Consider the following 21,721-nt stretch of genomic DNA (forward strand, 5'->3'; position numbering starts at 1 on the left):
ACCATCTTCCGATGGTCTTTTTAATTATTAAGTAATTACTATTAATCCAAAATCAACTTATGTGATACTCTTCCTTGTTCTGTAAATACATTAACGATATAAACTCCAGTAGACATCCCTCTAATGTCCATAGAATTGATTCCATTTCCTAATTGAACGTCTTTTACTAAACGTCCAGATAAGGATACAATTTGAGCATTTATAGCACCAGAAACTGCATTATCTATCACAATATTAAACTGACCTTTTGAAGGATTTGGGTAAATATTTAAAACTGATGCTGCATTGAAATCATCAATTGATAAGGACAATTGCGCTTCTAAAGATCCCATATCTCTAGAACCGCCAAATACAACTTGACCAATTTGATCTACAAATACATCTGTTGCATCTCCCGCATCAAAAGCAGGAGAATTACTTAATAATTGATGTGTTAATGTCACACCACCATTATCTTGTAAAGCTCCCAATAATGGATCTACTTCCTCTAAATCATTCATTTGCGTTGTAAAAACAGCTAAATCATCAGAGCCTATTAAGTTATAATCATTTGAGGTAAACATTCCAGAAACATCCATTCCTGTTACTGCCGTATTTAAAGCCACAATTGTATTCTTTAAAGAAACCGTGTTAACCGCATCGATACCACCACCAATTCCATCAGTTGAATTCATGGCAACCGTAACCGCATTGAGATCTAAACTTGCACCATTATTTGTTAATCCACCACCAGAAACTGAAGCTGTATTTCCTGAAATTGTACTCGTCATTACAGACGTCATTGATCCTGTGTTGTTATAAATTCCACCACCTTCAGCAGCTGTATTATTATCTATTGTAGACATAGAAACTGACATTGTAGTTCCTCCTTGATTCCATAGCCCACCTCCTTCATTAGCAGCAGCATTTCCTGTAATTGTACTTGTAGAAATAACAACCGTTCCAGACATTCCTGTAACATGAAATCCACCACCATTTCCTGGCGCTGCAGTTCCTGCTAATCCATCGACATTATTATTAGACATTGTTGAATTTAAAAACATCAAGTTCCCATCAATCAGTTCAATAGCACCACCTGCTCTATTTGCTGCATTACTATCAAATGTTGAATCCATAATTGTTATATTCCCAGCTGTACTTAATAATCCACCACCAGATGCAGAAGCACCTGAAGCTATATTATTTGAAATTAAAGTTCCGTTAATCACATTTAAAGTTCCGCCATTATTGAAGATTCCAGCACCACCATCATCTGCTCCATCACCTAAAGCCCTATTTCCAGTAATAGTTACACCATCTACAATCATTGTAGCTGTACTATTCCATAATGCACCACCTTCTCTAGCAGCCATATTATCATTCATTGTTCCACCTATAATTGTTGCAGTTCCTGCACCACTAATGTGAAGTCCTCCACCATTACCTGGACTAGCCACTGCTGGTGCAACACCTGTATTATTACCACTAACATTATAATTTCCTGAAAAATCTATAGCCCCGTTAATAATTTCAATAGCTCCACCTGCACGGTTAGATTGATTAAAAGCTAAAACAGCATCTGTAATTGTAACAGCACCATCCGTACTTAAAATCCCACCACCAGAACCAGAAGTTCCATTTGCAATGTTATTTGTTATCGCTGCTGCATTACCAACAACTAAAGTTCCTCCGTTATTAAAAATAGCTCCACCACCATCATCTGCATCATTACCTGAAGCGATATTAGCATCTAAAAAGGTAAAGCTTACATCCATAGTCCCTAGGTTATTCCATAAGCCACCACCTTCTTTAGCCGCATAATTATTTGATACTGTTGTAAAACTAGAAACCGTTGCATTTGTTGTTCCTGATAAATGAACAGCACCACCATTCCCTGGGTTTGGCGTAATTGTATTCCCTAAACCAATATCTACACCTGCAGCATTTCCTGTAAGTGTTACACCCGATAAAATCAATGTTCCATTAGAACTATCTTCAATCGCACCACCTGCTCTACTTGCGTAGTTTCCTGTTATTGCCAATCCATTTGCTAGATTTAAAACCCCATCTGTATTATTAAAAATAGCACCACCACGACCACCTGGTGTTGCTCCTGAAGCGATATTGCCTGATAATATTGTTCCTGCTGAAATATTTATAGATCCGTTACCATTATTATAAATACCTCCCCCACCTGTAGCATCACCTACAGCTGAGTTTTCTATTATCGTTACATCAATCACATCTAAAACTCCACTACCATTCCATAAGCCACCACCTTCTTTTGCGGCTGTATTTCCAGTAACGGTTCCTCCAGTTATAGAAGTACTTCCTGCACCAGTAATATGTAATGCACCACCATTTCCTGGAGCTGCTATAGCAGGAGACACACCTGCGTTGTTATTATTTAAGTTAACATTTAATAATGTAATTGCTAATCCCTCACCCGAATTATCTTCAATTCCACCACCTGCTCTATTTGCTCTATTATTTGAAATTTCAGAATTATTAACGACTAAAACACCACCAATTGCATTAAAAATTCCTCCTCCAGAACCTGAAGCTCCATTTGCTGTATTTCCTATTATAGCTGAATTATTAATCGTTACACTAGAGTTTGTTATATAAATAGCTCCACCATCAACTTCAATACCATTAATTAACATTAAATCATTTAATTCTACCACACCTGCAGTAATATTAAATACTCTACCGTTGCTATTTGCATCTATAGTTACCATAGATGAAGGAGTTCCAGTAATTATTAAGTCCTTATCAATTAATAGTTCACTATTTAAACTCACTGATAACACTGATGCATCAAAAGTTATAACACCTCCGCTGGGTGTATCTGCGATTTCATTTCGCAATGTTCCGTCTGTTCCGTCATCTGCGCCGCTAGTCACTAACTGCGCAAATGCATTTGTTGAAGTAAAGAATGTCATTGCTACAGCAACAACAAGAGTAATTTTGTTTTTCATGTTGATTAGTTTTTAAATAGTTAAATGCACCACCTTTTGGTGGTATACAAACACCTACGAGAAACCTCAAATGGGAGTTTTAAAAAACATGATATTTAACATTTCGTTAACAATATGTAATTTCAAAAAAAGACTCAAAATCTATTCATACAAGTGAAGTATTAATAAAAAGTTAAAACCATGACTTTCAATTGAGATCATCTGTATTTAATAATTAGTTGCCTAATAAATTCCTTAACTTTAAAGCATCACAAAATCACTATTCAAACAGATATTTAATCATGAAAATAAAAAAAATATTAGTTGCTAATCGAAGTGAAATTGCAATACGTGTGCTTAGAGCATGTACTGAATTAAACATTGCTACTGTTGCAGTTTACACTTATGAAGATCGTTATTCGCAACACCGAAATAAAGCGGATGAATCGTATCAAATTGGAGAAGATAATGATCCTTTAAAGCCTTATTTAGATATTGAAGAATTAGTTGCTTTGGCTAAAGAAAAAAAGGTTGATGCTATTCACCCAGGTTATGGTTTCTTATCTGAAAATTCAGAATTTGCAAGACGCTGTGCGGAAAATGGTATTATTTTTATAGGTCCAGACCCTGAAGTTATGGATGCCTTGGGAGATAAAATCACAGCTAAGAAAATTGCTGTAAAATGTAATGTTCCTATTATAGAAAGTAATAAAAACAGCTTAACCTCTTTAAAAATTGCAATTTCGGAAGCTAATTCCATAGGTTATCCTTTAATGCTAAAAGCTGCTTCTGGTGGTGGAGGTCGAGGGATGCGCGTTGTGAGAACAGATAAAGATTTAGAGCAAAACTTTGATTCTGCCAGAAATGAAGCTTTGAATGCTTTTGGTGATGACACCATGTTTTTAGAAAAATATGTTGAAAACCCTAAACATATTGAAGTACAAATTGTAGCAGATAGACATGGCAATATTCGTCATTTATTTGAACGTGATTGTTCCGTACAAAGACGCCATCAAAAAGTGGTAGAAATTGCGCCTTCATTTAACATCTCTCAAAACGTAAAGGACGCTTTGTATAAGTATGCCGTTGCCATTACTTCAGAAGTTAATTACAATAATATTGGTACTGTAGAATTTTTAATAGACGAACAAGAAAATGTTTATTTTATTGAAGTCAATCCACGAATTCAAGTAGAGCATACCGTTACCGAAATGGTCACAGGCATTGACTTAGTAAAAACTCAAATATTTATTGCTGGGGGTTATAAACTATCAGATCAACAAATAAAAATATACGAGCAAGACTCTATAAAAACCAATGGTTTTGCTCTACAATGTAGATTAACAACAGAAGATCCAGAAAATAATTTCACACCAGATTATGGTAATATTACCACTTACAGAAGTGCTTCTGGTATGGGAATCCGTTTAGATGCGGGTAGTATTTATCAAGGTTATAAAGTGAGTCCTTTTTTCGATTCTATGTTAGTAAAAGTTTCTGCACAAGGGAGAACACTTGATGGCGCGGTTAGAAAAATGGTTCGTGCTTTAAAAGAATTTAGAATTAGAGGTGTAAAAACCAACATTCATTTCCTTCAAAATGTTATTCAGCATGACACCTTTAAAGAAGGAAAAGTGACCGTAAACTTTATTCAGAATACTCCTGAATTGTTCGAAATTAAGCTACCTCAAGATCGAACTACAAAAGCCGTAAACTTTCTTGCAGAAGTCATTGTTAATGGTAATTCGGATGTAAAAAACATTGACAAAACTAAAGTCTTCAGAACTGCTAAAGTTCCTAAATTTAAACGTGCGGATGCATTTCCTAAAGGGACTAAAGATTTATTGACAGATTTAGGTCCAGAAGCCTTTTGCCAATGGTTAAAAGAAGATTCTAAAATACACTACACGGATACCACCATGCGTGATGCGCATCAATCACTTTTAGCAACACGTATGCGAAGTTACGATATGCTTAAAGTAGCAGAAAGTTTTGCTAAAAACCACCCAAACACCTTTAGTATGGAAGTTTGGGGAGGCGCTACTTTTGATGTTTCTATGCGTTTTTTACACGAGAGTCCATGGACACGTTTAAGAGAATTGCGTAAAGCAGTACCCAATATTTTGTTTCAAATGTTATTGCGTGGGTCTAATGCGGTAGGTTATAAAGCATATCCAGACAATTTAATTGAAAAATTTGTTGAAAAATCTTGGGAAAATGGTGTTGATGTTTTTAGAATATTTGACTCGCTCAATTGGGTTGAAGCTATGGAGCCTAGCATTAATTATGTCCGAACAAAAACTGGAGGAATTGCCCAAGCTGCCATTAGCTATACTGGCGATATTTTAGACCCAAAACAAACCAAATACAATCTAAAATATTATACACAACTGGCTAAAGATTTAGAAAATGCTGGTGCTCATATGTTAGCAATAAAAGATATGGCTGGCTTATTAAAACCTTACGCTGCTACCGAATTGATTGCTGCGCTTAAGGATACGGTGAACATTCCTATTCAATTGCATACCCATGATACTTCTTCTCTGCAAACAGCCACATATTTAAAAGCTATTGAAGCAGGTGTAGATGTGGTAGATGTTGCACTTGGTGGATTATCTGGTTTAACGTCTCAGCCTAATTTTAATGCGGTTGTAGAAATGATGAAAGGCCAAAAACGTGCCAACGATTTTGACATGCCAACATTAAATCAGTTTTCTAACTACTGGGAAGATACACGTGAAATGTATTATCCTTTTGAATCTGGATTAAAGGCAGGAACCGCTGAGGTTTATCAGCATGAAATTCCTGGAGGTCAATATTCCAACTTACGCCCACAAGCCACTGCCTTAGGTTTAGGAGAACGCTTTGATGAGGTAAAAAAAATGTACGCACAAGTTAATATGATGTTTGGTAACCTCATCAAAGTAACCCCAAGTTCTAAAGTCGTTGGTGATATGGCGATTTTTATGGTGACCAATAATTTAACACCTGAAGATGTTATGGAACGTGGTGAAGGCATTTCATTTCCTGAGTCTGTTATTAATTTCTTTAAAGGAGACTTAGGTCAACCAACAGGAGGCTTTCCTAAAAAGCTTCAGAAAATTATCCTTAAAAATAGAGACGCGTATACAGAACGACCAAATGCACATTTAAAACCTATAGATTTTACTCAAGAATATGCTGCGTTTAAAAAGAAATTCCAACAAGGTTTTACAAGACCTATTGAAATGGAAGATTTCTTATCATATATGCTGTATCCAAAAGTTTTTGAAACAACACACGAAAATTACAAACGTTATGGCAATGTAGCCCTCATACCAACTAAAGATTTCTTCTTTGGAATGAAACTTCAAGAGGAAACTAACATTACATTAGAACCTGGAAAAACCATTATTGTAAAATTACTTTCGGTAAGTATTCCTAATAGTGAAGGTATGCGAACTGTTTTCTTTAAAGTGAATGGCGAAAATCGATTTGTGGAAATATTTGATACAACTTTAAACATTACAAAAGTAGAAAATACTAAAATTGACCCAAATGATTTCAATCAAATTGGTGCACCACTGCAAGGTTCGTTATATAAGGTTTTAGTAAAGAAAGGTTCTGTTGTAAAAGAAAATGATCCTTTGTTTATTATTGAAGCCATGAAAATGGAAACTACAGTAACGGCCCAGAAATCTGGAACAATTAAATCGGTAAGTTTATCTGAAGGAAAAATGGTAAAACAAGATGATTTGGTCGTAACAATGGAATAATAAAAGCTTATAATCTCTTAGCTTCTCATAAAATGTGAAGCACAAATAGTGATGAGGTTCTACGGTTTAAAACTGTAGATTAATCACAATATCATTATTTATTTAATTTATTGGGTTATTTAGGCTTAGGTCTTAATAACCCAATTTGTTTTCCATTACCTTTGTCCCTATTAAATTATTAAGAATTGGAAAAGAAAAAACAGCATCCGGAAGTAAAATCAGAACTTCACCCAAGAAATCAACATAGATCACGCTATAATTTTGATGCCCTTATAAAAAGTTCACCAAAATTAAGTCCTTATGTTGCACCTAATAAATACGGTGACGATTCTATCGATTTTTTTAATCCTGCTGCTGTAAAAGCATTGAATAAGGCTTTACTAATTCACCATTACGGATTAGACTACTGGGATATTCCTGAGCACTATTTATGCCCACCAATTCCAGGAAGAGCAGATTACATTCATAATATTGCTGACCTTTTAAAGGGTGAAGGCAGTGTTATTCCTAAAGGAAATCATATTAAAGGTATCGATATTGGTGTTGGTGCCAATTGTATTTACCCTATTATTGGTCATCATGAATATGGATGGTCATTTATAGGAAGTGATACCGATGAAGCCGCTATTATATCTGCGAAAGAAATTGAGCAGAAAAATTATGACTTAAGATCTACTCTAGAAATTAGACGTCAAGAAAAAGCGAACAACTTTTTTTATGACATTTTAAAACCTGAAGAAAAAGTAGATTTCTCTATTTGTAATCCACCATTTCATGCTTCAGCAGAAGATGCTCAAAAAGCAAGCTTAAAAAAACAAAGGAACCTCAAAGGGAAACGCCCTAATAAAGCACTTTTAAATTTTGGCGGACAGCATAACGAATTATGGACCAAAGGTGGTGAAGCTCGTTTTGTAAAAGACATGATTTATGAGAGTAAGCATTTTGGCAAACAATGTTTTTGGTTTACTAGTTTAATTTCGAAAGAAGTCACTCTAAAACCAACTTATAAAGTTCTAGAAAAAGTAAATGCGACAGTTGTAAAAACTATTGAAATGGGACAAGGCCATAAAATCAGTAGATTTATAGCTTGGACTTTTTTAACAGAAGAAGAACAAAACGACTGGATAAAAGAACGTTGGTAGAACGATTTCGTCACTTCGAGTGTTCTGATTTTTTTATCGGAATGTATCGAGAAGCAATTGAATCCTTATAGTTCTCGATACTATTTGCTCATACTTCACAAATCACTCGAACTGACGTGGTTTGTAATTTTAATATTTTTATATCAAAGTTTGAATTAACAAATATTCTAACTTTACAACAAACACAATACCTATGTCATTTAAAGACTTACATCTTATAAAACCCATTCAAAAAGCTGTTGCAGCTTCTGGTTATGTAGAACCTACTTTGGTACAACAACGTTCTATTCCACCAATTTTGGAAGGTAAAGATGTTATTGTATCTGCACAAACAGGTACAGGAAAAACAGCTGCTTTTGCTTTACCTATTTTGCAAAAATTGTACGATAAACAAGATGCGCCTAAAAAAGGTAAAAAAATAAGAGCGTTGATAATAAGTCCTACACGAGAATTAGCGATACAAATTCAAAAGAATTTTAAAACCTATGCTGAGTTTACTAATCTAACGTCTTTAGTCGTTTTTGGTGGTTCATCAATAGAACCTCAAATAGATGTATTAAAAAAAGGTGTTGATATTTTAGTCGCCACTCCTGGTCGTTTACTCGATTTGCACAAACAAGATTATATTAATCTCGATTTCATTGAAACCTTTGTTTTGGATGAAGCCGATTTAATGTTGGCCATGGGCTTTATTGATGACGTAAAAAAGATAGAACGTCTTTGTCCTCAAGAAAAGCAAACCTTATTATTCTCGGCAACGATTCCTTATAAAATTGAAGACTTAGCCAATACGTTGCTTAAAGATCCTGAACGTATCGATGTGACACCAACAAAATCTGTCGCTAAAGATGTAAGTCAGCTGTTGTATTATGTCCCTAAGCAAAATAAAATTGAACTGTGTTTACATTTAATGCGCAATACTATTGAAGGTAACGTTCTTATTTTTAGACGTACTAGAAATGGTGTGGATAAGCTTGAAGAAACCTTATTAAAAAATGGGTTCTCTGTAAATAGTATTCATGGTGATAAACCTCAAAGCGAAAGACAAACCGCTTTAAATAAATTTAAAAACGGTTACGTTAAAATACTAATTGCTACAGATGTTGCCGCACGTGGTATTGATATTAACGAACTCGATAACGTTCTTAATTTTGACATGCCAGGTATTCCTGAAACGTATGTTCACAGAATTGGTAGAACTGGTAGAGCCGGACACACAGGTAACGCTTATTCCCTATGTTCTGCCGATGAGAAAAATTATGTAAAAAAGATACAACAAGCTATTAATGTTCAGATTCCGGTAGAAACGGAACACCCTTATCCGTTAGATCCGAAAGCGGAACCTATTGTGCATAAAAGACAAGGCAGTAAGTATAAGAAAGGTCGTAAGAGTGAAGCTTCTAAGAAGAAGAAGAAACGTTGGTATTAATCTTTAGAGATTTTAGACGTTAGATAATAGATTATAGACAAAAGCACTTAGTGAATTTAAGTGCTTTTTTATTTCTTTAAAGAATGAACTACTCAAACTGAGCCGTTGTTGGTGTTTTTCACCAATAACTTGTGGATTTGAATTTGCAATAGATCACCGTTGGTGAAAACACCAACATTGGCAAGAGAGATTTTAGACGTTAGATATTAGATTATAGACAAAAGCACTTAGTGAATTTAAGTGCTTTTTTATTTCTTTAAAGAATGAACTACTCAAACTTCATTTCGAAAAGTAAATAATGTTTAATCCCGAATTGCTTTCCCCATTTTTCAATTTCAGCGCCTGCAGTTCCAACATCACACCAAGACAATAAACCATCTTCTCTTTCGTAAGGTAAAATATAAGCTAACAGATAAAACGACTTGTTATAGCTTATTTCTAAATTGCTTTCATCTACTAAATTTCTTAGACTATAGTTTTCATAATCCATAGCATCATAGTTTTTAGTGACACTAAATCTTGGGAATTTAAAGGTCATTTTTAGTTGATTGTCATCTGTATGTTTAGAAATCACTTTCATTTTTAAAACCGTATCACTTAACGTTTCAAATTGTTTAACACCAATACTTCTGCTATCCATAACATTGGTGTCAGATACAATTTTACCATCCCAAATTTCCTTTACCGTAAATTTGTAACTTTTTCCTATAAGGTCTTCTCCTGAAAATTTCAATTTCATATAATCAATACCTTCAAAACTTAAAAGATCGCTTACCTCTTCAATATCTGATGCATATTCAGTTGTCATTTTTAAATCTGAATCCGTTTTAGAATCAGCTTCTTTTTGTTGTGCTAGTAATCCGCTGAAACAATTTAATGCAGCAGCCATAATTAGAATTCTCTTCATAAATTAATTGTCTGTTTTTTTGAATGAATCGTCGTAAGAATAGATAATACCATGAATAATATCGAAGAAAATTTCACCTGAAAACTCACCATTCCCTTGTGATTTTCGTTCCATCATATTAAACTTCTCCCCTTTCTTGGTAGGCTGCATCTCTATGGTATACTTGTCAATAAAATTCTTAGTGTTATTCCCTATCACTTTAAAACTGTAATCTAATTTGGGATAAAAGAAATGTATCTTAGAATATTCTGAATACAGATTAAAACGCTTAAAATCTTTAGCCCAATTATAAAAATAATACTCACTATTAAAATCCGTTATAGTCACATGCTTTTGAATTTCTCCTATTTCAAGCTTTGAGAATTCTGATGTAATTTTAGTATTTTGAACACTTCCTATTTTACCGTCTTTCACATTTTTAAATTTGTACTCACCACCTGAAATGGCATCAGCTTCAAAATTGGCATCATCAATCCTTATATTATTAAAGGTGTTAATTAGGACTTTTGTCTTTAGTGTACCTGATTTTAATTTTAAAGAAATTTCATTTTGTGTATTATTTCTAAAATGTATGCCAGAATTTTTTCCGTTGATATTTAACTTCACATAAGGCGGGATTTTGATTACGAAAACACTGCGCATTACGTCCATCGTTCCCTTTCTAAAATTAGTTAAACCTCCATCTTTATCAATTTTCTTAAATCTTTCATTGATATATTTCAAGCCATTATTGGTCCTAGCTACTCTGTTGTTATATCTAATAATTTTCAATAAAGAATCTTTTGATTTCCGGATTATAGAATCTTTCTTTTCACTTAGAAAATCGTCATTATAGGTAATTCCATATTCTTTTTTAAACTCATACGATTCAAATGACATTTGACTTTTACTTTTTGCTGTAAGTGTGATGTGATTCTCAAAATTTGAAACCTCAGCCGTAACATCTTTAAGTCTTTCCTGAATATCTTTTTTTGAATGTCCTTCAAATTCCATGACATAATCAAAGTGAATTTTTCCATCTGTAGATTCTTCTAGAGCGACATAAATATTTTCAAAATTTAACACAATTGATGTATTTTTATCTACTGCAATACTTTCTTTAAGTATCCGATGACTTTGAGCATGACTTAATACCGATGTGATGAGCAACAGTATTAAAATTTTAAATGGTTTTTTCATTATGTTCGTTTGTTTGATTTAATATTTTAATGTGATTTTGTATGTCTTTTAAAATTTGAAGTCGCGTTTGAAGATTTTCAACGAGTGCTTCAATAACTAAAATGTTATTAGCATCGTCTTTAAACTGAACAGAAATAGCTTTGTAATCGGTATCTAAATCTTTCAGTTTTTTTCTGAAGCGTTCTACCAAAACGGCGTCATCTGCGATAGCTATAAAACTTTGCCATTCGGTTTCAATATCTTTAAGATAAGCTGCTTCAACAGCTTCTACTTGCGCTATAATTGGTGATTCTTTATTTAATTCTGGTTTTGCTTCCTTTTGCATCACATTAAAGCCAATCGTTACTGCAATAATTAAAATGGCTGTTGCACTTAACCATGCATAAGGACTTCGTTTTGGTTCGGATTGCTTTTTGAGTCTTTCTCTAAATTCTGTTCTATGGTTTTCCGGAAGCGTTTTTAAATCGTCTTCCTCGTTAAATAGGCTTCTAATATCTTGCTTCATTATACTTTTGTTTTAAAAGGTCTTGTAATTTTAATTTCCCACGTCTTAGATGTGTTCGAGATGTTTTTACAGGGATTTCTAATATGTCTGAAATTTCTTCGTGATCGTAGCCTTCCAACAAATAGAGCTTCACGACTATTTTATGTTTTTCATTAAGTTCGTTAACGGCTAACAGAATTTCTTCCTTCGTAATACTGCTATCAAAATGCCAATCGTCTTCGTTTATAATCTGTAATTCGGTAACCTCTACAGCACTAAACTCTAACTTATTTTTCTTTAAAACATCTAAACATTGATTGATGATAATTCGTTTTAACCAAACACCAAACGTAGCTTCTGCCTGATATTTTTCAATATTTGTAAAGGCTTTTAAAAACCCTTCTTGCATGGCATCCTTTGCATCTTCTTCATCATTGAGATAACGACAAGCAATGGTAAACATCGCTTGCGCATAGGTATCATAAACTTGCATTTGTGCAACTTCATTTCTTTTTTTACAAAGCTTAATAAGTTGAGTGTCTTTGTGCATTGGGTTGGTTAGCTATTCTATAATTAAAAACGATGGAATTTGGAAAGAGTTTCAAAATAGGATAAAAAAGATTGATTTTAATTGAATATGCCTAATTTTAACCTGAATTTCAATCTACCCAATATAAAGATGAGCGACGATTACAAGAAACCTGCGTTTAAAAAATTATTAGATCGATTACAAGAAGAAAGCTGGCAATTAGAATTGCTGATTTCTGGTTTTGCTATTTTTGGATTATTCTCAGCCTATCCTGCTTTAGAACTAAAAATGGCCTATCACCAGTCTCAAAACGATAATAATCTGTTTTTTACGCTGATTTTAATTCTTGCACTTTCTGCATGTTCCATATTAATTTTCAACTTACTTCTCCACGTACTTTTACGAGGCTTATGGATTGGTGCCTTAGGATTACGGTATGTTTCTGGCGACATTGAATACGACACCTTAAATTACACCAAACGATTTAGCAACTATCTAAAAATAAAAGTAGGCTCTTTTGATAGGTATATTGCAAGATTAGAAGACTACTGTAGCATCATTTTCGCAATCACGTTTTTACTCATCTTTTATTTACTCGCTCTTGTTCTAATCATTGGGTCAATTGCTACAATAGTTTCTGTATTTTTAAATGGTCATACCTTTCGTGATTTTTCTACGTACGTTGGCATTATCCTTTTAGCATTTGTAGTTATTGGTATGCTACTAACTTTTATCGACTTTATTACTCTCGGTTATTTAAAAAAGAAAAAATGGCTTAGCAAAGTCTATTTTCCTTTTTACTGGGTTTTTAGCATTATCACACTTTCCTTTTTATACCGACCATTAATTTATAATTTTTTAGACAATAAATTTGGAAAACGCCTGAGTCTCTTTTTAGTTCCTATTTATATTTTATTGATATGGATGACTTCTTTATATTACAATCAATCTAACTATTTTAATTTTATTGAGGACTCGAGTAATAATATTTCTAATTCTTTAAATTACGAAGATATGTTAGTTGAGGAATCTGATTTTATAAAAAACATTGCTATCAATAGTAAAGTTATAAGCGATCCGTACGTCAAAGTATTTATAGCTTTTGATAAATATATAGAGGATGAAATTTACCTCTTCAACCCAAGTTTAAAAGTTGATGAAGATGCTAGAGGTATTACATCAGAAATCAGCACAATCAATTATGACTCCAATACTAATGCATTAAAAAACGACTATTTAGCTACATTCAATTCACTTTATTCTGTTGAAATTGATTCCACATTATATAAAACCGAATTTTTACTCGGTAGAACTATAAAAAAACAAAACGGGTTTGAAACTTATATAGGTATTAAAAACATAGAAGAAGGTAAACACATGCTTTATGTAAAACGAAGAGAACTAAAAGAATCGGATACCATATCTAAAATTGAAGCTTCTATACCATTTTGGTATTATCCAAATTAGCATACAGTCTAAATAATGTATCTTTAAAATCTATACACTTAACCATGCATAAAATTTTATTTATTTTCTTGTTTATTAGTCAAATTACATTTTCACAAACAACTATTAAAGACAATATCACATCTTACCCTGTCAGTTACGCCACCATTTCTTTTGGCAATGGTAATGGTCTTTTTGCCGATGATCAGGGGAAATTTATTTTTACACAAAAATTATATCCAGATATCGACTCTCTTTTTATATCCGCACTTGGGTTTAAAGATTTAAATATAGCAACCAAAGATTTACCTTCTCTATTATTAATGCAGCCACAAGCGCATCAACTAGATGCCGTTATGATTGACAATAAAATAAATCGAAAATTTAAAGAAGAAAAATTAAAACCTTATTTAGACGACGATTATTATAAATGTTGGTTACCAACGATAGAGTCTGAGATTGCTGTGTTTTTTCCAAAAACGACTTCTAAAGATCAAAAACTTTCAGAAGTATTATTCCCTATAGCATTAGAATCTAAAGATTGGAATAAGCGACATAAATCTAATAGTGAAAAGAAAAAGTTCTCTACTTTATTTAAAGTGAAATTTTACGATAATGATAATGGAAAACCTGGTAAGGTTTTAACTTACGAAACGACTGTATTTAGAGCAACGGAAAAAGATGGAGATTTTCATGTATTAAATGTTGATGATTATGATATACTTATTCCTGAAAATGGTTTTTTTGTGTCATTACAAGTTTTAGGCTACACAAATAAGGATGGCAAATTACTTCCCAATAAAAAATATAAAGAAATCATTTCTAAATCTGAAGGTGTTATAAAAATACCAACCAACTTTAGACCATTGCTACCCTTTACAGATAAAATTGAAACAAAGAACACTTTTGTAAAACGCGTGTTTATTAGCGGAAATAATTGGGTGAAATTTGATAAAGGAAATCAATTTACGTCTAGTTTATTAGATAAAAATCTATTTAACTATGGCATTGGTTTAACCTATAAAACGTATAAAGATGAATGAACCTATAGGACTATACATCATGGCTGTTCTGTATTTTATTGCAGGAATAATGCATTTTATAAAGCCAAAAACCTACATGCGTATTATGCCAAATTACTTACCTAATCACCAAGCTTTGGTTTACTTAAGTGGTTTGGCAGAAATTATTTTAGGAATTGGCTTGTGTATACCAATGCTTAAAAATCTTTCAATTTATGGTATTATAGCCATGTTAGCCGTATTTCTATTGGTACATTTCTATATGCTTTCTAGTGAAAAAGCAGCTGCAGGGGTCCCTAAATGGGTTTTAATTTTACGCATACCACTACAATTTGGATTGATGTATTGGGCTTGGATTTATTTAAACTAATCTTATTTTGAAAACTAAAACAAATTCTAGTAAATGGATTTTACCCATAATTATTTTTTCTCAATTTTGTTGTACTTCTCTTTGGTTTGCCGGGAATTCTATTATTGATGATTTAGTTTTATTTTTTAATTTAAGTACGGAATCACTCGGGTATATTAGTTCATCTGTCCAATTTGGTTTTATAATAGGAACTTTCACTTTTGCGATTCTTACACTAAGCGATCGCTTTTCACCATCAAAAGTATTTTTCATTTGTGCAGTTTTTGGAGCTATTTTTAATTTAGGAATACTCTATTCTAACAATACAATATCTACATTACTTTTTTTTAGATTTTTAACTGGGTTTAGTTTAGCAGGAATTTATCCTGTAGGAATGAAAATTGCAGCAGATCATTTTGAAAAAGGATTAGGTAAATCTCTTAGTTTTTTAATTGCGGCCTTAGTATTAGGGACTGCTTTCCCCTATTTGATTCAATCTTTCGGATTTAATATTAAATGGGAGGCTGTAATTTTTACCACATCAATCTTAGCATTGATTGGAGGATTTCTTGTTTTAATTTTCGTTCCTAATGGACCTTATCAAAAACTGGCTGATAAGTTTGATGTTTCTAAAATTTTAGATGTTTTTAAAAAATCGAATTTTCGTTCAGCTGCATTCGGCTATTTTGGGCATATGTGGGAACTGTATGCCTTCTGGACGTTTGTACCTATATTATTAATGATGCATCAAGAATTTCATAGTGTAACCTTAAATATTCCTTTATTTTCATTTATCATCATAGCCTCAGGAAGTATATCTTGTGTTTTAGGTGGTTTTATATCTAACAGATTCGGTGTTAAAAAAACAGCTATTTGGGCCTTAACTATTTCTGGAGTATGCTGCTTTTTGTCGCCTATTTTCTTTTTAGTTAGCGCTACACCGCTATTTATTATTTTTCTTATAATTTGGGGAATGGCGGTAATTGCAGATTCACCTTTATTTTCTACTATGGTTGCACAAAATTGTGAAGTACAATCTATAGGAACAGCATTAACTATTGTAAATTCTATAGGCTATAGTTTAACCATTGTAAGCATTCAATTGTTAAACTATTTAATAACGGATGACACTATTGCGCCATATGCTTTTATTATTTTAGCAATAGGCCCCATTATAGGGCTACTTCATTTAAAGAAAACTTAAATTATTTAATCTCAAAATCAAAATAAGTTTTAGGAAAAGGTTCCCAACGTAACGTAAAATGCCACCATTCTTTAGAGTAGTTTCTAAAATTATGTTTCAACATTACAGTTTGTAATAATTGACGGTTTTGTTTTTGTAAATCCGTTAAAGGTTCGTGAGCGATCCAAGATTCTTTTCCAAAATAATCAAATGGACTTCCCATATCTAAAGGTTCTCCTGTTTGCCCATCAATAATAGTTAAATCTATGGTACTGCCTCTACTGTGCCCAGATCTAGAAGCAATGTAACCAGCATTAAATAAATTTCGTTTTTTAACTTCAGGATAAAATTGAGATTTTTTAATGGTATCATTTAAATCATGAGCCCAACGGATAAAATTATTTACAGCACGTTGTGGGCGATAACCATCATAAACTTTAAGACAAAGATTTTGTTCTTGTAAATCATCTTGTACTAACTTTAATTTATCAGCCGTTGCTTTAGTTAAAATTAACCGATTCGTTTTATACCCTTCAATTGTATCTCCAACAAAATTATTGGTCGTAAAATAACGTAATTCCACATCCAAATCAGTAATTACCGACTTTACGTACACAAATCCTTCTGGTAAAGTTTGCTTTTCTTGAAGACCAAATGAAAGAAGGCATAAACTTCCTATATATAAGAGCGTTTTATAATTCATAATGAAGTATTAATTTAGTCAAAAATAAAACTATGGATCTATTTCCCGAAGAGAAACAACATTTTAAACTCCCAAATGCAGAATTAATCTATATTCCTAACTATTTCTCTAAAAAAGAATCTAATACGTTTCTTAAAAATATTAGACAAGAAACGGAATGGCAACATGATGATATTACAATATTCGGTAAAACATATAAGCAACCAAGATTAACTGCTCTTTTTAGTGAAACTAACCTTCCATATAGCTACTCTAATATTACAATGCATCCAAACCAATTTACAGAAACACTTCTAACTATAAAAAATAAGATTGAATACATTTCTGATAATAATTTTAATACCGCTTTAATAAATTTGTATAGAGATGGTAACGACAGTAATGGATGGCATTCTGATAACGAAAAAGAATTAGGTTTACACCCCATAATTGCATCAGTAAGTTTTGGACAACCACGCACATTTCATTTTAAACACAACAATTTAAAAGACCAACGTTATAAACTTATTTTGAAACATGGAAGTGTATTAATTATGAAGGGAGAAATGCAAGAACATTGGAAACATCAAATTGCCAAAACTAAAAAGAAAATTGACGAGAGAATTAATGTTACCTTTAGGACGCTAATAAGCTAAATCTAAATTAGAACAATAGGTTAAAACCTATTAAAAACAAAAAACCGAGATCCCTCAATCTCGGTTTTCGTTTATTTGCTTTATTTTCTGCTGGTAGATTCAGGGTCTCTAATTCGACGCAACACAAGGCAAATATTAATTAATTAATCCATTGAACTAAAACTAGATTTTAGTACGGTTCAAATATAAAATTCATTTTCAAATACCACGCTTAAAACCATATTTAATCGATTAAATACACTTAATTTTAACATTTATCGATAAAGCTGTGTTTTTAATCGACCAAAAACACTCTTAAATTACACTTTATATTTTGTTGAATCTATTATAATTCATATAAAACAGCTATGAAAACTTATATTTTAACTTATATGGAGTAAATTTATAGGCAATTAAAATCATCTTATATGAAACCTTATTTTATTATTATTCTAAGTTTAGTGACCTTCACTAGCTTTAGTCAAGAAAAAACATATACAGAAAAAGAATTATCAATATCTCAATGGATAGATGGTACATTGTTGATGCCAATTGAGACTAAAAAACCATCATTAGCTATTATTATTGCAGGTTCTGGTCCGACAAATAGAAATGGTAATCAAAACTTTTTAAAAAATAACTCTATAAAAAAACTAGCTGAAGGACTTACAGATAATGGTATTGCCACTTTTAGATACGATAAGCGTGTTGTAAAGCAAATTCGTCAAAAGAACGTTGATAAGAATATGATGTTTGACGACTTCATTGCCGATGCTTCAGATGTTTTAGATTATTTTAAAAAAAGTAATGATTATAAAAACATTTATATCATTGGTCATAGTCAAGGAAGCCTAGTCGGCATGGTATCTGCTAAAGACAAAGCTGATGGATTTATTTCATTAGCAGGCGCAGGAAATAATATTGGCGATGTTTTAATTGAACAGATTGATAAAACAGCACCAATGTTTAGTGAAGACACTAAGCGCGTTGTTACCAGTTTAAAAGCAGGCCAGACAACTACGGACTTCCCTATAGCTTTAGCTTCAATATTTAATGCTGACCTACAACCTTTTATGATGAATTGGATGTCTTACTATCCTATTGAGATTATTAAAAACTTAAAAATGCCAATTTTGATCATTAATGGAACAAAAGATCTTCAGGTATCTGAAGCTGAAGCTCAACTTTTAAAAGAATCTAATGCTAATGCCGAACTGATAATTATAGAAAACATGAATCATGTTTTATTTGAAATAGAAGGTGATGATTTAGAAAATTCAAAATCATATAATGAATCCTTCAGAACTATTTCTCCACTACTGATTAAAAGTATTACTAATTTTATGTTACACTAATAGTTCTATTATCCAAAACATATAAAAGCATCATTATTATGCTGTTTTACTTATACTAAATTAATTAAAATGAAAAGCATCCCAACCACGAGATGCTTTTTCTAACTAACCAACCAATGTAATACTTAAATTACTATAGTATCCTTATACTATGGTAACTATACTATTATGTATTACACATAATATTAAGCAAACGACGTGCCAAAGTCTATTTTCAAAACATTAATTAAATTTAAAATTTATTAAAGACGCAGAATATTTATTTATAATCACTCTTGTTTTTCTTATTCACCTTCTTTTTAATTGTCAATACTACCGTTATCATTTTAATAATAAAGTGATCATAAACGGTCACTTTTTTAGGTTTTAATTTTTGTATTTTGCGTCCTCTAATCAAACTATTTTTTTATGGATAACACGCCTATTTTTACTGATGATACTATTGTGTTTGGACTATTAATGCTGGCCTTAGGTTTTGTGTTTATCACAGAATCTATAAAAACAGGATTTTGGCCCAAGTTTTATAAAATAGTTCCAGGTTTATTCATGGCTTACATGCTACCTGCTTTATTAACAACTACAGGTTTAATATCACCAGAATGGACTACACTTTCTGAAACAGGTGTAATAACAGAACACAGTTCAAGCTTATATTATGTCTCAAGTCGCTATTTATTGCCAGCAGCACTGGTGCTAATGACTTTGAGTATTGATTTAAAAGCTGTTTTCAACTTAGGTTGGAAAGCATTAGTTATGTTCTTTACAGGAACTATCGGTATTATAATTGGAGGACCAATAGCTATTATATTAATTGCTAGCGTTTCACCTGAAACTGTAGGGGGTGTAGGTCCAAATGCCGTTTGGAGAGGACTCTCAACCTTAGCCGGAAGCTGGATAGGTGGAGGTGCTAATCAAACCGCAATGTTAGAAATCTTTGGTTATAATCAAGCTAAATATGGAGGAATGGTATTTGTAGATATTGTTGTTGCCAATATTTGGATGGCTATCATATTAATTGGAATTGGTAAGCGAAATAGAATTAATAAGTGGTTGAATGCTGATACTTCTTCGATCGAAGCATTAAAGCAAAAAATGTCTACTTTTTCTGAAAAAGTAAAACGAAACCCCTCACTAACCGATATAATGGTGATTTGTGCCATTGCATTCGGGACAGTAAGTATAGCGCATTTTAGTGCTAACTACTTAGCTCCATTCTTTGAAAGCATAGTTGCAAGTATAGAATCCCCTACAACACGCAATATATTCACCTTTTTAGGTTCTAAATTCTTCTGGATGATTAGTATAGCTACAATTATAGCCATTATATTATCAAATACAAAAGCCAAAAACTATGAGGGAGCGGGCGCTAGTAAATTTGGTAGTGTTTTCATATATATACTAGTTGCTAGTATTGGAATGAAAATGGATTTAACGATGATTTTTGATAATCTAGGTTTAATTGCTATAGGCGTCATTTGGATGACTATTCATGCCATATTATTAATAGTTGTTGCTAAGTTAATAAAAGCTCCTTACTTCTTTTTAGCAGTAGGTAGCCAAGCTAACGTTGGTGGTGCAGCTTCTGCCCCTATTGTAGCATCTGCTTTTCACCCGTCATTAGCAACAGTAGGTGTTTTATTAGCTGTATTTGGTTATGCTGTAGGAACAATCGCTGCCATAGGATGTACCATTTTAATGGAAATAGCAGCTATTAGTTAGCTAATTTAAAACTATTATTAGATATTTACCAACCAATTTTTTACGTTAACAAATCATGAAATTAAAAAATATTTTATCCTTAATTATTGTGCTAGCAATAGCGACATCTTGTAACCAGAACAACAATTCTAACTTTACCCTTAAAGCAAATATAAAAGGATTGAAAAAAGGAATTGTTTATCTTCAAAAAGATGGAGATTCAACTATTATCAATTTAGATTCTCTTGTAATAAACGGCCAATCAGAGTTTACGTTACAAACAGATCTTGAAGAACCTACTTTATTATATTTAAAACTTTTTAAAAATGATAAAGAAGAACATTATATTCCATTCTTTGCAGATGAAGGTATTACAGAAATATCAACATCATTAAAGACTTTTAATTATGATTCAGAAATTAAAGGATCAAAACAACAAGATCTCTTAGAAGAATATTTGAATGTTATGACGAAGTATAATTCCCGCAATTTAGATATTATTGAGGCTCGTTTTCTAGCACAAAAAGAAAATGATAGCATAGCGTTAGATTCTTTAAATCTTATTTCTGATAAGCTCATAAAACGAAAATATGCTTATACGATACAATTCGCAATGAATAACAAGGATAACGAAATAGCCCCTTATCTAGGATTATACGAAACTAGAAATGCTAACCCCATCTATATTGATTCAATTTATAACAATTTAGATCCTGACATTAAAAATTCATTATACGGTAAAAAACTAAATGATGCCATTCTGAAAAGAAAATCGTCAGATTAATCAGATTCTTGTTATCCTAACATTCACCTTACAAAACCAATCATAAATTAATGATTGGTTTTTTTTTAAACTATCTTATGCAATAGAAAAAACAATTATCGAAGTTATAATAGGCCCAGAATTCTTAAGAATGAAAGCTGGTACGGCTCAAAAATTAGTTCTTAATATGATTACTACAACAGTAATGATTCAATTAGGAAAGG

17 protein-coding genes and 1 pseudogene are annotated in these 21,721 nt (G+C 32.3%); 12 read left to right on the forward strand and 6 right to left on the reverse strand.

The genetic code is table 11. The features are described 5' to 3' along the window. Positions 1-41: 41 nt before the first annotated feature. Positions 42-2,960: a beta strand repeat-containing protein gene (locus HM985_RS12370; protein WP_179376554.1), complete on the reverse strand. Its 2,919-nt coding sequence runs from the start codon at positions 2,958-2,960 to the stop codon at positions 42-44. A gap of 281 nt (positions 2,961-3,241) precedes the next feature. Here HM985_RS12370 and HM985_RS12375 point away from each other — a divergent pair, with 281 nt between their 5' ends. From HM985_RS12375 to HM985_RS12385, 3 genes are all read left to right on the forward strand, one after another. Beyond that, positions 3,242-6,694, forward strand: coding sequence for a pyruvate carboxylase (locus HM985_RS12375; RefSeq protein ID WP_179376555.1), 3,453 nt, complete (start codon positions 3,242-3,244; stop codon positions 6,692-6,694). Positions 6,695-6,879: 185 nt separating this feature from the next. Then, positions 6,880-7,836: a 23S rRNA (adenine(1618)-N(6))-methyltransferase RlmF gene (gene rlmF / locus HM985_RS12380; protein ID WP_179376556.1), complete on the forward strand. Its 957-nt coding sequence runs from the start codon at positions 6,880-6,882 to the stop codon at positions 7,834-7,836. Positions 7,837-8,029: 193 nt separating this feature from the next. After that, positions 8,030-9,265 carry a DEAD/DEAH box helicase gene (locus tag HM985_RS12385; RefSeq protein WP_179376557.1) on the forward strand — a complete coding sequence of 412 codons (1,236 nt, stop codon included), beginning with the start codon at positions 8,030-8,032 and terminating at the stop codon, positions 9,263-9,265. Positions 9,266-9,533: 268 nt separating this feature from the next. Here HM985_RS12385 and HM985_RS12390 read toward each other — a convergent pair whose 3' ends face one another. From HM985_RS12390 to HM985_RS12405, 4 genes are read right to left on the reverse strand one after another with little or no spacing between them, the layout of a single operon-like run. Beyond that, positions 9,534-10,172, reverse strand: coding sequence for a hypothetical protein (locus HM985_RS12390; RefSeq protein WP_179376558.1), 639 nt, complete (start codon positions 10,170-10,172; stop codon positions 9,534-9,536). Between the two features lie 3 nt (positions 10,173-10,175). Beyond that, positions 10,176-11,351 (reverse strand): hypothetical protein, encoded by a 1,176-nt coding sequence (locus HM985_RS12395; protein ID WP_179376559.1) that lies wholly within the window; start codon positions 11,349-11,351, stop codon positions 10,176-10,178. Further along, positions 11,335-11,856, reverse strand: a complete 522-nt coding sequence (locus HM985_RS12400; RefSeq protein WP_179376560.1) for a hypothetical protein — start codon at positions 11,854-11,856, stop codon at positions 11,335-11,337. The genes HM985_RS12395 and HM985_RS12400 overlap by 17 nt, the downstream gene beginning before the upstream one ends. Further along, entirely contained in the window at positions 11,840-12,385 is a 546-nt protein-coding gene (locus HM985_RS12405; protein WP_179376561.1) for an RNA polymerase sigma factor, read from the reverse strand. Before HM985_RS12405 ends, HM985_RS12400 begins: the two co-directional genes overlap by 17 nt. Before the next feature lie 129 nt (positions 12,386-12,514). Here HM985_RS12405 and HM985_RS12410 point away from each other — a divergent pair, with 129 nt between their 5' ends. The 4 genes from HM985_RS12410 to HM985_RS12425 are packed head-to-tail and all read left to right on the forward strand — an operon-like array spanning position 12,515 to position 16,385. Beyond that, the gene (locus HM985_RS12410) at positions 12,515-13,831 is read left to right on the forward strand and encodes a hypothetical protein (RefSeq protein WP_179376562.1); all 1,317 of its coding nucleotides are present in this window, start codon (positions 12,515-12,517) and stop codon (positions 13,829-13,831) included. 44 nt (positions 13,832-13,875) lie between these two features. Beyond that, the gene (locus HM985_RS12415) at positions 13,876-14,853 is read left to right on the forward strand and encodes a hypothetical protein (protein WP_179376563.1); all 978 of its coding nucleotides are present in this window, start codon (positions 13,876-13,878) and stop codon (positions 14,851-14,853) included. Then, positions 14,846-15,202, forward strand: a complete 357-nt coding sequence (locus HM985_RS12420) for a DoxX family protein (RefSeq protein ID WP_179376564.1) — start codon at positions 14,846-14,848, stop codon at positions 15,200-15,202. Before HM985_RS12415 ends, HM985_RS12420 begins: the two co-directional genes overlap by 8 nt. Positions 15,203-15,209: 7 nt before the next feature. Beyond that, positions 15,210-16,385, forward strand: coding sequence for an MFS transporter (locus tag HM985_RS12425; RefSeq protein ID WP_179376565.1), 1,176 nt, complete (start codon positions 15,210-15,212; stop codon positions 16,383-16,385). A 1-nt stretch (position 16,386) separates the two neighbouring features. Here the strand turns inward: HM985_RS12425 and HM985_RS12430 are convergent, their stop codons facing one another. Then, positions 16,387-17,067, reverse strand: a complete 681-nt coding sequence (locus HM985_RS12430; RefSeq protein WP_179376566.1) for a M15 family metallopeptidase — start codon at positions 17,065-17,067, stop codon at positions 16,387-16,389. A 32-nt stretch (positions 17,068-17,099) separates the two neighbouring features. Between HM985_RS12430 and HM985_RS12435 the strand changes: the two genes are divergently transcribed. The 5 genes and pseudogenes from HM985_RS12435 to HM985_RS17305 form a co-directional block, all read left to right on the forward strand. Beyond that, positions 17,100-17,702, forward strand: a complete 603-nt coding sequence (locus tag HM985_RS12435) for an alpha-ketoglutarate-dependent dioxygenase AlkB family protein (protein ID WP_179376567.1) — start codon at positions 17,100-17,102, stop codon at positions 17,700-17,702. Positions 17,703-18,109: 407 nt separating this feature from the next. Then, complete coding sequence (locus HM985_RS12440) at positions 18,110-19,036, forward strand: alpha/beta hydrolase family protein (protein WP_179376568.1); 927 nt, start codon at positions 18,110-18,112, stop codon at positions 19,034-19,036. Positions 19,037-19,444: 408 nt separating this feature from the next. After that, positions 19,445-20,755, forward strand: coding sequence for a DUF819 family protein (locus HM985_RS12445; protein WP_179376569.1), 1,311 nt, complete (start codon positions 19,445-19,447; stop codon positions 20,753-20,755). Positions 20,756-20,810: 55 nt separating this feature from the next. Then, positions 20,811-21,518, forward strand: coding sequence for a DUF4369 domain-containing protein (locus tag HM985_RS12450; protein ID WP_179376570.1), 708 nt, complete (start codon positions 20,811-20,813; stop codon positions 21,516-21,518). A 97-nt stretch (positions 21,519-21,615) separates the two neighbouring features. Next, positions 21,616-21,721 (forward strand): annotated as a pseudogene (locus HM985_RS17305) (N-acetylmuramic acid 6-phosphate etherase); the annotation flags it as partial.

The organism is Winogradskyella wichelsiae (assembly GCF_013403925.1).
GTDB classification, from domain to species: domain Bacteria; phylum Bacteroidota; class Bacteroidia; order Flavobacteriales; family Flavobacteriaceae; genus Winogradskyella; species Winogradskyella wichelsiae.